Origin of the sequence: uncultured Nostoc sp. (assembly GCF_964247315.1) — a bacterium.
In the GTDB taxonomy this organism is placed as follows: domain Bacteria; phylum Cyanobacteriota; class Cyanobacteriia; order Cyanobacteriales; family Nostocaceae; genus Nostoc.
Genome location: NZ_CAXTTT010000060.1, coordinates 1 through 13867, shown reverse-complemented (window position 1 = coordinate 13867; position 13867 = coordinate 1). Strand labels below are relative to the sequence as shown.

Below are 13867 nucleotides of genomic sequence, written 5' to 3'. Positions count from 1 at the left end.
AAGGATAATGTGTTGCTCTTGCATATCTGTCAAGCAAAACACTTAATCCATAGGGTAGCAAGTGACCGTGAATGACGTTCTACTGACTTCTGCTTTCTTCCTTCTAACTTTTACCTTTGCTATATGGCCCGCGACTATTATGAAATCCTGGGTGTCTCTCGTGACACTGACAAAGAAGAAATCAAACAAGCCTATCGCCGTCTAGCCCGGAAGTATCACCCAGATGTGAACAAAGAACCGGGGGCGGAGGATCGCTTTAAAGAAATTAACCGCGCTTATGAGGTACTCTCAGAACCCGAAACCCGCGCTCGTTACGATCGCTTTGGCCCAGAGGGTGTATCGGGTGCTGCTGGCGCGGGCTTTCAAGATGTCGGCGATATGGGTGGTTTTGCCGATATCTTTGAAAGCATTTTTAGTGGCTTTGCTGGCGGTATGGGTAATCCCACGCAACAAAGACGGCGCAGTGGGCCTGCTAGGGGTGATGACCTGCGGCTAGACCTAAAGTTAGACTTTCGGGAAGCGATATTTGGTGGCGAAAAAGAAATTCGCATTTCCCATCTAGAAAATTGTGAAGTTTGTAGCGGTTCTGGTGCTAAACCTGGAACCCGCCCTCGGACTTGTTCGACTTGTAGCGGATCGGCTCAAGTACGCCGTGTAACTAGAACACCCTTTGGCAGTTTCACCCAAGTCTCGACTTGTCCCACCTGTAATGGCACAGGGATGGTAATTGAAGATAAATGTGATGCCTGTGATGGTAAGGGCGCAAATCAAGTCACCAAGAAACTCAAAATTACCATTCCAGCTGGGGTGGATAATGGCACTCGCTTGCGGATTTCTAGTGAAGGCGATGCTGGTCAACGTAATGGCCCTCCTGGGGATTTGTACGTTTACTTGTTCGTGAATGAAGACGAGGAATTCCAACGGGATGGCATTAATATTCTCTCGGAAATCAAAGTTAGCTACCTGCAAGCGATTTTAGGTTGTCGGTTAGAGGTAGATACAGTAGATGGGCCAGTAGAACTAATCATTCCAGCTGGAACTCAGCCGAATACAGTGATGAAGTTGGAAAATCGTGGCGTACCCCGCTTGGGTAATACTGTAAGTCGTGGGGATCACATGCTGAATGTCTTAATAGATATTCCCAATAAAGTCACCCCAGAGGAGAGGGAACTGCTGGAGAAGCTGGCTAAAATTAAGGGGGATCGCACTGGTAAAGGCGGTTTAGAAGGATTTTTGGGAAATTTATTTAAGTGATGAAGCCCTCTTCTGTTTTAACTCCCGATGCTCAACTTGATTTACGAGGCACCCCTTGCCCGATTAATTTCGTACGGACAAAATTACGTCTGGAGAAAATGCCATTGGGAGGTTTGCTAGAAGTCTGGTTAGACCCAGGTGAGCCAATTGAGCAGGTTCCTGATAGTTTGGCAATGGCAGGTTATCAAGTAGAACAAATTACAGACTGCACTAGTTATTTTTCTCTATTAGTGCGCCGTCCAGTTGCTAGCCAATGACAGGGGAAATTTTTGGCGCAACTGGACAATTATTGGGTACGGTGGTAGCTGTACAGGCTAATTTTTACCGAGTACAGCTGGATCGAGAGGATGGGGAGATAAGGGAGATGAGGGAGATGAAGGAGCAAGCTCCTCCTCATCCCCTCCTCCTCTGTACTCGCAGAACACGCCTGAAAAAAATTGGACAACAGGTGATGGTAGGCGATCGCGTTGTGGTAGAAGAGCCAGATTGGGCTGGAGGACGGGGTGCGATCGCTGAGGTTTTACCCCGCCAAAGTGAGTTAGATCGTCCGGCGATCGCCAATGTCAACCAAATTTTATTAGTATTTGCCGTAGCCGATCCACCTTTGGAACCTTATCAGTTGAGTCGGTTTCTAATTAAAGCTGAGTCTACTGGCTTAGATGTGCTTTTATGTTTGAATAAAAGTGATTTAATTTCACCGTTGGAACAACAACAAGTTAGCGATCGCCTACTCGGTTGGGGCTATCAGCCGATATTTATCAGTGTTAAAGATGGTATTAATACCGACCAAGCAGCCAAATATTTGAGCAATAAAATTACCGTAATCGCTGGGCCTTCTGGTGTTGGTAAATCCAGCTTAATAAATACGCTGATTGACTCTGCAAAGCTGCGAGTGGGCGAAGTTTCTGGTAAACTAGCTCGTGGTCGTCATACCACTCGCCATATAGAATTATTTGAGTTACCTAGCGGTGGTTTACTGGCAGATACTCCCGGCTTTAATCAGCCAGATATGGATTGTATCCCAGAAGAATTAATCCATTATTTCCCAGAAGCAAGAAAGCGGTTAGCAGTTGCTAGCTGTCGGTTTAGTGATTGTCTGCATCGAGACGAGCCTGAGTGTGCGGTGCGGGGAGACTGGGAACGATATGAACATTATTTAGAATTTTTGGACGCTGCGATCGCTTATCAAACACAGCTACACCAACAAGCCGATCCAGAATCTACCATGAAGTTAAAAAGCAAAAGCAAAGGCAAAGGGCAGAGTCAATACGAACCCAAGCTAGAAAGTAAAAAATATCGCCGGATTTCCCGGAAGACTCAGTTACAAGACTTGCAGGAGTTATATCGGGATGAAGAATAAGGAGCGCAATATTTACGACCGACTGCGCCTACGCATTTATAATCCAAAGGTTGGTCACGATAGCATAGATACAAACAGAAAAAGTATCTTGTATGTCTCAGCCCATTGCCAACACCCCTAGTTTACAAGCTGTCACTGAGAGTATAATTTTCCCACCAGGTGATATCTATAGTGATGAACCCCCCTTGGAATCTGATTTCCACCGCGAACAAATTGATTTACTTATCCGCCTGATTAAATGGTGGTGGCGCGATCGTCAGGATTTTTATGCTACTGGTAACCTAACGATCTATTTCAGTCCCAACCAGAAAAAGTCAGAAGAATTTCGAGGTCCTGATTTCTTTGTGGTTTTAGATACAGAAAAAAAAGGCCGCAAAAGCTGGGTTGTGTGGCAAGAAGATGGCAAATACCCCAATGTAATTATTGAGCTATTATCTAATTCCACTGCCTCGGTTGATAAAGGTTTAAAAAAGCAAATTTACCAGAATACATTTCGCACTCCAGATTACTTTTGGTTTGACCCAAATAACCTAAAATTACAAGGATTTCACATAGTTGATGGGCAATATCAAGAACTTGTACCCACTGAGTCGGGTTGGTTGTGGAGTCAGCAATTAGGGCTGTATTTGGCAGTATATTTGGGCAAATTACGCTTTTTTACACCAGATAGGCAGCTGGTGATGTTGCCAGAGGAAGAAGCAAATCAACAGTTAGAGCAAGCAAATCAACAACTAGAACAAGAACGTCAACGGGCTGCAATATTGGCAGAACGCTTGCGAGCGGCAGGTATTGATCCTGAGCAAATATTCTGAAAAATAGAATTTTATCTCTAAACTAGGCATAGAAAAATAATGCTATGAACTAAAATACTCATCCACAGGAGTCCAAGAATATTGGATTGCAAATTGGCAATTATAGCAGCTAGAACTTTATCGCAGAGAAGTTGCTCAATTAAAACCGATCGCAACCTTGTTGGCTGATGACGAAATCACATCACCACTGTCTGATGAGGATGAATATATTATGAAAATAGTAATTAGTAGATACAATTCCAACTTCGTTACTTTTACGCCATGAACCAAAAAAGTTGGGAAATATACTTGTCACAACTTTAAGTCATGTACATCTAGTAGGTACTAGAGATTAGGGTTGATAATTTGGTTAGAGATGAACAGTTAACATGAAGCAGCAGCCTAAGTGTTCCTTTTATGTGAAAAATTGACACTCGTATCTTCACTATCCCCATAAAGTCTTAAAATATTGTTAATTTCAGCCAAACCTCTCGACCTTCAACTTACAAGTATCACCCCAAAATCACTATGGCTATCGGCTACGTCGCGCTTGTACTCCACGCACATCTACCCTTCGTTCGTCACCCGGAAAGTGACTACGTGCTGGAGGAAGAATGGCTCTATGAAGCCATTACAGAAACCTACATCCCCTTATTGAAAGTATTTGAAGGCTTAAAGCGAGACGGTATCGACTTTAAAATCACGATGAGTATGACACCCCCTTTAGTGTCGATGCTTCGCGATCCTCTGCTTCAAGAACGCTACGAAGCACACTTAGCTCAACTAGAAGAACTTACAGCACTAGAAGCAGAACATAATGTCAACAACGGGCATCTTCGTTATTTAGCCGAACATTACGTGACTGAGTTTAGCGAAGCACGTCAGCTATGGGAACGCTATGGCGGGGACTTGGTGACAGCTTTTAAGAAGTTCCAAGACAGTAACAACCTGGAAATTATCACTTGCGGCGCTACTCACGGCTATTTACCGTTGATGAAAATGTATCCACAAGCAGTGTGGGCGCAAATTCAGGTAGCCTGCGAACATTACGAACAAACCTTTGGACAAGCACCCAGAGGCATTTGGTTGCCGGAATGTGCCTACTATGAAGGTTTAGAGCGGATGCTAGCTGATGCTGGGTTACGCTACTTCCTCACTGATGGGCATGGCATCCTTTATGCCCGTCCCCGGCCGCGCTTTGGCACTTATGCCCCAATTTATACAGAAACTGGTGTTGCTGTCTTTGGTCGAGATCATGAATCTTCCCAACAGGTATGGTCTTCTGAGGTAGGCTATCCTGGGGCAGCGGAATATCGGGAATTTTACAAAGATTTGGGCTGGGAAGCAGAATATGAGTACATCAAGCCCTACATTATGCCCAACGGTCAACGAAAAAACACGGGCATTAAATATCACAAAATTACTGGACGTGGTTTAGGACTGTCAGATAAGGCACTTTACGATCCTTATTGGGCTAAGGAAAAGGCCGCAGAACACGCTGCTAACTTTATGTATAACCGAGAGCGGCAATCTGAGCATCTCTATGGTATTATGCAGCGCCCACCAATTATCGTTTCGCCTTATGACGCAGAGTTATTTGGACATTGGTGGTATGAAGGCCCTTGGTTCATCGATTACCTATTTCGCAAGTCGTGGTATGACCAAGGAACATATCAAATGACCCATTTAGCAGACTATTTGCGAGAGCAGCCGACGCAGCAAGTTTGTCGTCCTTCGCAGTCGAGTTGGGGTTTCAAGGGTTTCCACGAGTATTGGTTGAATGAGACAAATGCGTGGGTTTATCCACATTTGCACAAAGCTGCTGAACGGATGATTGAAATCTCGCACCTGGAACCAGAAGATGAGTTGGGATCGAAAGCCTTGAACCAAGCAGCGCGAGAATTGTTATTAGCACAATCTTCCGACTGGGCATTTATTATGCGGACGGGAACAATGGTACCCTATGCAGTTAGACGGACGCGATCGCACCTAATGCGGTTCAATAAGCTGTACGAAGACGTTAAAATCGGCAAAGTTGACAGTGGTTGGCTAGAAAAAGTCGAGTTAATGGATAATATCTTCCCGGAAATCAACTATCGCGTCTATCGTCCGTTATAGTCTCACAAAAAATAATCAACAGCAGTAGGGTGGGCATTGCCCACCCTATATTAGTAGTGAAGAGCGTTTATTTTACCAACAACAGAGCAAGCCTTAGCGTGTGTAAGGGTTTGTCAAATGCTGTCAAATCTTTACAAAGACATCCGCTTATTTCGATTTGACGACAAAATCGAAGAAGTTTACATCCTATCTGCGGATGAACTGCAAATCATTGTTTATCGCAATGGCGAATGGGAGTTTGTCAATGAACCTGAATTATGAACAAATGAGTTTTTCAGAATTGAGAGCTTATGTCGTGGAAAACCGTGAAGACATTGAAGCTATACGTTTTCTGATGAGTAAACGCGACTCTAATTCTCCAAAGTATCCTATGCCGGTGACAGAAGCTGATATGCAAGCCCAGATGGAAATCATCAGGCGCAAGATTAATGGAGAACTTTGAGATTATTGTTTAATTCAGTAAGCATAATTAGGGTGGGTAAATCATACTCACCCTATTATTTTATTAACACTGCCGGATTTAGCTAAAGGCTATCTGGATCAATATTTAATTCTCGAAGTTTAGCAGCTAATCTTTGCGTTTTCTCTTCCGCGGCTTGTCGTGCAAATGCTTCCTCTTCATGAGTTAGGAGTGTTTCACCCGTAGCTGGATTGTAAAAACGCAGTTTTCCTGCTTCCAGGCGTAACTCTAGCCCCAAAATTTGACTAGCTAGGGACACTGTACCATCTGGCAGGGTATTGGCTGCCACTGGGAAATAATTTCCATCGACCAAGTGTAAACCCTGGAGTTGGGGATTGAGATAATCGCCTGTGGGGTCATATTGGAAATATTCACGCACTCCCAGAAAGGCGTAAATTCCTTTCTTTGCACCTTGGTCTTTGCTGCGGGTGGTTTTTGAGGTAATCTCTAGAACAAAATCTGGGGTTTGATTATTTTCTTCCCAGGTTTTGTAAGAGCGTCTGTCACGGTTTTCCACTCCAAACACCACAAATACATCTGGAGCGACAACTGATTCTGGATAACCTTTTTCGTAGTAAATAAATAGATTACCAGCAACGTATACATCTGGGTGATTTTGGAAATAAATTCGTAGTGCATTTCTTGCATAAGTTAAGTAACTGCACTGAATATCTCCTTCAGCCATTGGCTTACCGTCCTCATCTGGGTACTCAATCGGGGTAACGGGGATATACTCTACTGAGGCTGTCATGAGCAGATATCTCAACTCAATTAGGGCTAGATTAAATTTAGCATCTGAACTCTTTAGTCAAACTGACATCTCACTGACTCCGACATTTGGCAGCATGGCGTTCATAATCTTCAAATCTTAGCTTTGCGATCGCACTTCTGGAAATTCCCCTCTGGCTCCCAACAGATAACTTTGATTCGGTTGGGTGCAAGCGGATTGTTAGTCTGCGGGCTACGGTTGTCTTGATTTTGTAGGTGTCCAAAGTTTACCTGATTGCCACAACAGTTCAAACTGCCTCTGAAAAAAACTATACATTTCACCATCTCTCGGTGGTAGCAATTGAAACGATGGTTGCACTTCATCCCGGAAAGAATAAAGTTGAACCCATATTTCAGCTTTAGGAGTACCCACATCGATTACCCACATGCCATAGGGAGGAACAACTTGAACAAAACCCAGATGAAAGCCCTGTTTTAGATTTGCGTCATTATGTAGTGAAGAAAAATTGTCTAGAGCGTGTTCAGACTCACGAAGAAAACGAGCAGGATCTTGATGCTTAACAAATCGCTTCGCTGCTAGTTCTAAAGCTTGGTCATAAGGATCGACCATCAATAATCTTACCTATCCACCTCTTTCTATGCATTGAGAGAATACACTAAGGTACAAGCCCACATTGATTTAAGACCACCAAATTTTCAATTTGGTGGTCTTAAACTCATTTATTCGTCTGCCAGTCGCACAAAATTCATTCTGAATTCTGGCTCCTGACTCCTGAATTCTGTTTGATAAAACCCTGATATTAAGAGACTTTCAAGCCTGTTCACTGTCCCCTGCTATACGTGTAAATAACGTTAAAAAAGACAGGCTTATTGCCTGTCTTGCAAGTAATGAATTAGCAAATAATTTAGAAATTCATCTCAGCCGCTTGAACTTTCTCAACCTGCTTCTTCTTCAGCACCAACATAATTTGAGCCAACATGACAAGAGCGATGAACGCAATCATCCATTTGACTCTAGAAGCGTCTTGCAATACGATTTCTCCATCTGTTTGACCGAATCCACCAACGTTCGGGTTGCTGGTCAAAGCATCACCAGTTTTAACTGCTTGCCCTTCGGAAACAAGCAGGTCTGGCCCTAAAGGAATCGTATCAACGACAACATTACCCGATTCAGGTTGGATGTTGACTAGATATTTAACATTACCGTCTCCATCTTCCTCTTTAGCAATTTTGGTAATTGTGCCAGTAGCGGAAGCGTTGTAAACATTGTTATTGCTCTTTTCGCCAGTGGGAAAAACTTGTCCGCGTCCCCGATTACCACCTACGTGAACTGAATATTTACCGAAGTGGATATTTTTGTCGGTTGCGGGGTTGGGAGAAAGAACTGGGAAGACGATTTCCTGATACTGTTCGCCGGGTAAAGGGCCGACGATGACGACGTTCTCTTTGTCTTCGCTGTAGGGTTGGTAGAAAGTGTCGCCAACTTCTTCTTTAAGTTCTTCGGAAAGACGGTCTTCAGGAGCAATCTTAAAGCCTTCGGGTAGCATCAGTACTGCACCGACGTTCAAGCCAACCTTAGAACCATCAGCACCAACTTGCTGGGCGCTCAGATCGTAGGGGATTTTCACCACAGCTTTGAATACAGTGTCAGGTAGCACCGATTGGGGAACTTCCACTTCTGTAACCTTGGCGGCTAGGTGACAGTTGGCACAAACAATTCGCCCTGTTGGTTCGCGGGGGGTTTCGGGATAGGTTTGCTGTGCCCAAAAGGGATAGGCAGCAGCTGATTGGGGAAGGGCTAGATCGCTGGTGAAGTAAAATGTCACAGTGGCGATCGCTATGAGCAATGTTTTTACAATCGCTCTAGCACTGCGAGTTAACCTCGCTGTTATGAAAACATTTCTCATCTCTATAAGGGCGACAATTGAATTAGTCATTAGTCATTAGTCATTGGGCATTGGGCATTGGGTATGGGTTATTTCTCCCTCACTCCCTCATCTCCCTCATCCCTTACTCAGCACTCAGCACTCATAACTCAGCACTGATTAACCCCACCAAGGTGCATCACCTGTGCGGAAGTCGGTTTCAGTCCAAGGGGTTAAAACGATTTTGTCGTCGTTGACGTTGGTATGGGCTAAAGCCAGAGACAGAGGTGCTGGGCCCCGAACAACTTTACCAGTTTCGTCATACTGGGAACCATGACAAGGACACTTGAATTTGTTCTCAGCAACGTTCCAGGGGACGACACAACCTAAGTGGGTGCAGATGGCGTTAATGCCATAATCTTTGATCGCCTCTTTGCTGTCTACCACAATATAGGTAGGATCTCCCTTTAGTCCTTGAACTAGGTTGCGATCGCCTGCATTCCGGTTTTCTAGAAATTTAGCGACACTAACATCGTTACCTAACTCGTCTTTTGCCGTTACACCGCCACCAGCACCACCAGTTACGGGTGGAATAAAGTAGTTGATAACGGGATACAATGCACCCAGAGCTACTCCAGTGACAGTCCCAAAAGTGAGCAGATTCATGAACTGACGACGCCCCATATCGGGCACGTCTGCTGATTCAGAAAATTGAGCCATAATCTACGCGCTCTTTGTGTATTTTGTTAAGCATTTTGACAAAAGTACTGTACTTGAGGAACTCTTGTCTAAGTCGAAATGCTAGCGCTCACAACGATGCCATACTTCTCTGTTCCAAGATATATTTAGCATCTTTTCTGTTAGCATTACATTTCTTTATATCCTTATCATACTGGAGTCACGGAACTTAACATCATAACTAAATGTAAAATCTGATTGAGAAAAGCTATGACAGGACAGGAATTACGTCAGATGTTGCTTGATAAGTGGGGATATTCTTACGATATCCAGTTCCGGCGGGCACAAGGAAAGATATTTTTGCAAGTAATGTGGAAATATCTGGAGCAAGCTTCTTTTCCTTTGAGTGAGGCGGAGTACCAAGAACATCTCGATAGCATTGCCAATTATCTTCATGGCTTGGGTGGGTCAACACAGGTACAAACTTTTATTGCCCAAACACGCGATCGCCCCCGGCTTGGCAAAGCTGTTAGCATTCCTCTCGATTTGGGTGAACGTTCTTCGGAATGGATATTGTGACCGATTATTGCATTAACATTTATAAATTTCTAAGTATTCACAGTATTTTTTATCCCAAAATACCATAGCTTATGTATGATACTTTTACTCACTGGTAATGTGATAAAAATACACATACTCAAGGAAAAAACTAATGGCTTTTATCTCAACATTTGAACTTCTTCTTAAGCCTCAACTTCCAAAGCAACTTACAGATACAAAACCTGAACTTAGCCCACTAGCGAGAAAAGTTCTTCAGGGCTATTTCCTTACGATTGCCAATGTCACAAATGAACTCGTATTTCTCTCCCTTGTAGTTACAACCAGAACGCCCGGACTAGAGCCTGAAAAAATCCTCACTGTTTTGGATACCACTGGTGTAAATGGCCCTGTAAGCAGTGTTTTTGACGGCACAGGAGGTATAGAGAAATCACGCTTTACATTTCCTGTCAATGCTAATGACACAGGCTTATTTATTCTGCAACCGGATGCTACTAATCAAAAACTTCGAGAAGAGGCAAATTTTGAGTTGCGGGGTTATGTCGAGATATCCATTAGTTCACTATCAACTCCAAAAACAACTCAATTGCTAATCACTCCTGAACATCGAGGTACGTTTTTTGGGACAGAGAAAGCGGAGCTAGGTGAGATTGCTTATGTGTTGCCTCTTGCTAATGGAAAAAGTCTATTTGAGTTAGGCCCAAATAGTTAACTCTATTTGATAAATACTAACCTAATTCGGAGCTTTGACATACATTGACAATTTGTAATTCGTAATGACGTTAACGGTACGACCTGTAGAGGTTGGGGACTCTGACCCGACGCTCGACGACTCGCTAATGCTGCGCTATCGGTTTAACTACGAATTACGTTAGCGAGTCGTCGAGTGTCATTACGAATTAGTAATTAATATTTAATTTATCAGCATAACCAATCATTTCTACAATGCTTTGATTAGTTTATTGACACTTTATCTGTTACTAGAAATCGGAAACTATACGAACTAGCTGTCTCAATTAATTTTGAGTTCAGACTACTAATTACTTAATTTATACTGAATAGGATTAGGTGAGACACCTTCCACCTAATCTTATTGTGGTCTATTAAAAATTAAAAAATATTAAGTATATGTTGCAAAATACTGAACCAAACTTTAGAAAGCTATCCAACAGTCAGGTAGCGCTACATCCAAATCCTAAAGGAATCATCCAATTTATTGGTAGCTTTATTTTTGGTTCTTTTCCTGCGTGGGCATATAAATATTTACATCAATATCTCTTTGATCAAGGATATTCACTGATTTTATACCGATTTCCTCTAAATCCGATTCAATTTAATCATTGGGAGGTTTCTTTTGACCTACTCAAAGAGCAATATCTTCTGAAAACTGAGATTATCAAAACCTTAAAAAAAGAGAATCAACCTGATGATGTTATAAATACATATTCAAATCATGCTAATTACTCATGGCTTGGTCATAGCCTCGGATGTAAGTACATTATTCTTTTGGAAATTGCGAGCAATGAGCCAACGAGGCGAATGCAAATTCTTCGGGAATGCTTAGACAAAAAAGATGCTGAGGAAGCCATTAAACAGATAGCTTCAATAGAATCTGTGCAGCAAATATCTAAAGGAGTCATTGACCAGTTATTACCTACAACAGAATCAGTTAATCAATTTTTCATTAAGGATCAGTCTTCTATCTTACTTGCACCTGAAATCAGTAACACAGTCAGAATTCTGAAATCGGGCTGGAGAATATCGAACTCTCTAGCCAATCCAAATCAGAAACAAACTGAATGTTTGATCCGATCTAGTAAAGAACTCTTTAACTTAACGGGCGTTATTTCTTTTAACTGGGATAGTATAGCTGAAGATGACGTAGCGTTCATAATAGAACAGATTAAAGATAAATATTTCCAACCCTATTTATATAAGGAGCTAGAAGGGTGGCATTTTCAACCTCTCAGTATTTACATTGAGCATTTAGGTCAGAGCATTGTACATTTCTTTGATGAGCTTAAATATCGACAATCTAATCGCTAGAGGTACAAGTACCATAGCTGATACGTCGCGCAATTACTGGATGTCGCAGAGCAGATTCAGCTTCATTTGTGGATTATAGAAAAACGCAACCACCGCATCCCAATTTCTCAAAATTTCATTTGCCAAGGCTTTTAATTTGGGATGCTTGCTTTGTAACAGTGGCTAGTCGGCAGACTCGATAAAAGCGGTCGGGGTTTGAGTAAACATTTGTCACAAACTAAGATTGAAAATCTTTTTACCGATTTCAGATGTTATTTACCTGTAAGCTTCACTAATCCAACACCACCGAAATAAAGCCCTAAAACTGCTCCTGCTAAAAGACTTTGAGTCAGAGGGTCAGTAGAAGGTGTGAGGACGGCTCCTAAAACCACTGCTCCCATAATCACGTAACGCCAACCAGAAACCATCCGTTCTGATGAGACAATGTTCAAATTACCGAGCAACAGTTGGATGATGGGAATTTGAAATGCTAAACCAGTGCTGAATAACAATAGCAGCACAAATTCAAAATATTTATCAATTGACCAAAGTTGTTCGACTACATCTGCTCCGTAGCTAATGAAAAATTTCAAGGCTGCGGGGATAAGCAGTAAATAGGCAAATACTAAACCCGCCCCAAATAGCACACTCGAACCCAAAACCACAGGCCCTAGTAAGCGGCGTTCGCGGCGAGTCAGTCCTGGAAGCACAAACTGGATAATCTGGTAAAGAATGAAAGGACTAGTAAGTACGAAGCCAGTGTATGCCGCAACTTTCAGGGAGACAAAGAAATATTCTCCAGGTGCAAGTTGGAGAAATTTTACTCCTTGTGCTGGAACTTCAAGTAACTGGACAATTGGCTTAACGGCAAAGAAACAACCAATAATGCCCACTGCTACGGCAATCAATGAATAGAAAATCCGTTGCCGCAACTCTTCTAGATGGTCGAAAAGGGACATTTCGACTTCACCAGGCAACTCATCAAGAGGATCGGTGTCAGAGTTGCCATAGCCTTCTGGGTCGAGGTTAGGAACGTTTACAGTATCTACGTCTTGTGAAGGCGTCACGTCGCTTCGCTCCGAATTCAAAATTCACGCATTCAAAATTCAAAATTGACAATACCCTAAATTTATTTATGGGCTTGTATCATGAGTGTTTGTAGGTCATCCACCATTTCGGTGACTCAGCATTCTTCATTATTTTATCTGGGGAATGCAGTTAATAAGATATGTTTTTGGGTGATGTGGGTTTTTTGTCCTGTTTTTTGGGTTTGCATCTGCATAAGTAAGTAGGAAGCCATCTTGTAGGCAATGCCTAACCTAAAAAAGCTGGAACCAATAATTTATAAATCACGTCTTTGTAGCTAGTAGGGCTGCATAAATTCACACAACATCAACATTTAATACTCAGTTTTAAAAATCCGGTTCATTAAGGTGGCATCTATACATAGGGTAATCGGAAATTGTTAACTGAGGTTGGGTATGAACCGGATAATTTACATTGCCCTGATGGCATTGCCTGTTTATTTATACAATGTTGAGCTAGGCAATACTTCTAGTAGTGACGTGACAATTGTTAGAAACCAGTATCCCACAATAGCTGCTCTAATTGCTTACAGTACAAATGCTCAGTCAGGCATCTTGCCGTGGCAAACATCGGCTAGAGATGACCAAACCGAAGATTGCCTTCGTGCTGGCACTTGCAAAGATTGATACTAATTCGTAATTCGTAATTCGTAATTCGTAATTCGTAATTACGGCAGCCCATCATCAAAGAAAATTAATGGTTGTAGAAAATCAACGTACAGTAGTGGTTACAGGAGCCTCAACAGGAATTGGTCAAGCGTGTGCTTTGCTTTTAGACCAATTGGGTTTCTCTGTTTTTGCTGGAGTGCGTCAAGATGCTGATGCTCAAATACTCAAACAGAAAGGGTCACAAAGGCTGATTCCGATTTTTTTAGATGTTACTGACGCCTCACCCGGATTTCTCACAAGCAGTAAAAAATCAATTTACATAACTTGATGTGAGA

17 protein-coding genes are annotated in these 13867 nt (G+C 42.5%); 12 read left to right on the top strand and 5 right to left on the bottom strand.

Annotated features, from left to right (window positions below; all coding sequences use genetic code 11):
- Positions 1-123: 123 nt before the first annotated feature.
- From dnaJ to ACFE93_RS18520, 7 genes are all read left to right on the top strand, one after another.
- Positions 124-1254 carry a molecular chaperone DnaJ gene (gene dnaJ / locus ACFE93_RS18550; protein WP_375474979.1) on the top strand — a complete coding sequence of 377 codons (1131 nt, stop codon included), beginning with the start codon at positions 124-126 and terminating at the stop codon, positions 1252-1254.
- Positions 1254-1511: a sulfurtransferase TusA family protein gene (locus ACFE93_RS18545; RefSeq protein ID WP_375474977.1), complete on the top strand. Its 258-nt coding sequence runs from the start codon at positions 1254-1256 to the stop codon at positions 1509-1511. The genes dnaJ and ACFE93_RS18545 overlap by 1 nt, the downstream gene beginning before the upstream one ends.
- Positions 1508-2614 (top strand): small ribosomal subunit biogenesis GTPase RsgA, encoded by a 1107-nt coding sequence (gene rsgA, locus ACFE93_RS18540; RefSeq protein WP_375474975.1) that lies wholly within the window; start codon positions 1508-1510, stop codon positions 2612-2614. Before ACFE93_RS18545 ends, rsgA begins: the two co-directional genes overlap by 4 nt.
- A 92-nt stretch (positions 2615-2706) precedes the next feature.
- On the top strand, positions 2707-3426 hold the full coding sequence (locus ACFE93_RS18535) for a Uma2 family endonuclease (RefSeq protein ID WP_375474973.1): 720 nt from the start codon (positions 2707-2709) through the stop codon (positions 3424-3426).
- A 507-nt stretch (positions 3427-3933) separates the two neighbouring features.
- Positions 3934-5523, top strand: a complete 1590-nt coding sequence (locus tag ACFE93_RS18530; RefSeq protein WP_375474971.1) for a glycoside hydrolase family 57 protein — start codon at positions 3934-3936, stop codon at positions 5521-5523.
- Positions 5524-5640: 117 nt separating this feature from the next.
- Entirely contained in the window at positions 5641-5784 is a 144-nt protein-coding gene (locus tag ACFE93_RS18525; protein ID WP_375474969.1) for a DUF6888 family protein, read from the top strand.
- Positions 5747-5965, top strand: a complete 219-nt coding sequence (locus tag ACFE93_RS18520) for a DUF6887 family protein (protein ID WP_375474967.1) — start codon at positions 5747-5749, stop codon at positions 5963-5965. The genes ACFE93_RS18525 and ACFE93_RS18520 overlap by 38 nt, the downstream gene beginning before the upstream one ends.
- Positions 5966-6047: 82 nt before the next feature.
- Here ACFE93_RS18520 and ACFE93_RS18515 read toward each other — a convergent pair whose 3' ends face one another.
- The 4 genes from ACFE93_RS18515 to petC all read right to left on the bottom strand — a co-directional run bounded on the left by ACFE93_RS18515 (position 6048) and on the right by petC (position 9297).
- Positions 6048-6734, bottom strand: coding sequence for a Uma2 family endonuclease (locus ACFE93_RS18515; RefSeq protein ID WP_375474965.1), 687 nt, complete (start codon positions 6732-6734; stop codon positions 6048-6050).
- A gap of 210 nt (positions 6735-6944) precedes the next feature.
- The gene (locus ACFE93_RS18510) at positions 6945-7322 is read right to left on the bottom strand and encodes a hypothetical protein (protein ID WP_375474963.1); all 378 of its coding nucleotides are present in this window, start codon (positions 7320-7322) and stop codon (positions 6945-6947) included.
- A 295-nt stretch (positions 7323-7617) separates the two neighbouring features.
- A complete protein-coding gene (gene petA / locus ACFE93_RS18505) occupies positions 7618-8619 on the bottom strand; it encodes a cytochrome f (protein ID WP_375475020.1) in 1002 nt (333 codons plus the stop codon).
- 138 nt (positions 8620-8757) lie between these two features.
- Positions 8758-9297: a cytochrome b6-f complex iron-sulfur subunit gene (gene petC / locus ACFE93_RS18500; protein WP_375474961.1), complete on the bottom strand. Its 540-nt coding sequence runs from the start codon at positions 9295-9297 to the stop codon at positions 8758-8760.
- Between the two features lie 228 nt (positions 9298-9525).
- Here petC and ACFE93_RS18495 point away from each other — a divergent pair, with 228 nt between their 5' ends.
- The 3 genes from ACFE93_RS18495 (at position 9526) to ACFE93_RS18485 (ending at position 11859) form a co-directional block, all read left to right on the top strand.
- Positions 9526-9834, top strand: a complete 309-nt coding sequence (locus tag ACFE93_RS18495; protein ID WP_375474959.1) for a DUF3067 family protein — start codon at positions 9526-9528, stop codon at positions 9832-9834.
- A 133-nt stretch (positions 9835-9967) separates the two neighbouring features.
- On the top strand, positions 9968-10525 hold the full coding sequence (locus ACFE93_RS18490; RefSeq protein WP_375474957.1) for a hypothetical protein: 558 nt from the start codon (positions 9968-9970) through the stop codon (positions 10523-10525).
- A 416-nt stretch (positions 10526-10941) separates the two neighbouring features.
- Entirely contained in the window at positions 10942-11859 is a 918-nt protein-coding gene (locus tag ACFE93_RS18485; protein WP_375474955.1) for a DUF1350 family protein, read from the top strand.
- Positions 11860-12110: 251 nt separating this feature from the next.
- Here the strand turns inward: ACFE93_RS18485 and tatC are convergent, their stop codons facing one another.
- Positions 12111-12905: a twin-arginine translocase subunit TatC gene (gene tatC, locus ACFE93_RS18480; protein ID WP_375474953.1), complete on the bottom strand. Its 795-nt coding sequence runs from the start codon at positions 12903-12905 to the stop codon at positions 12111-12113.
- 414 nt (positions 12906-13319) lie between these two features.
- Between tatC and ACFE93_RS18475 the strand changes: the two genes are divergently transcribed.
- Both ACFE93_RS18475 and ACFE93_RS18470 read left to right on the top strand, forming a co-directional pair.
- Positions 13320-13550 carry a hypothetical protein gene (locus ACFE93_RS18475; protein ID WP_375474951.1) on the top strand — a complete coding sequence of 77 codons (231 nt, stop codon included), beginning with the start codon at positions 13320-13322 and terminating at the stop codon, positions 13548-13550.
- A 70-nt stretch (positions 13551-13620) separates the two neighbouring features.
- Complete coding sequence (locus tag ACFE93_RS18470) at positions 13621-13860, top strand: SDR family NAD(P)-dependent oxidoreductase (RefSeq protein WP_375474949.1); 240 nt, start codon at positions 13621-13623, stop codon at positions 13858-13860.
- Positions 13861-13867 lie beyond the last annotated feature (7 nt).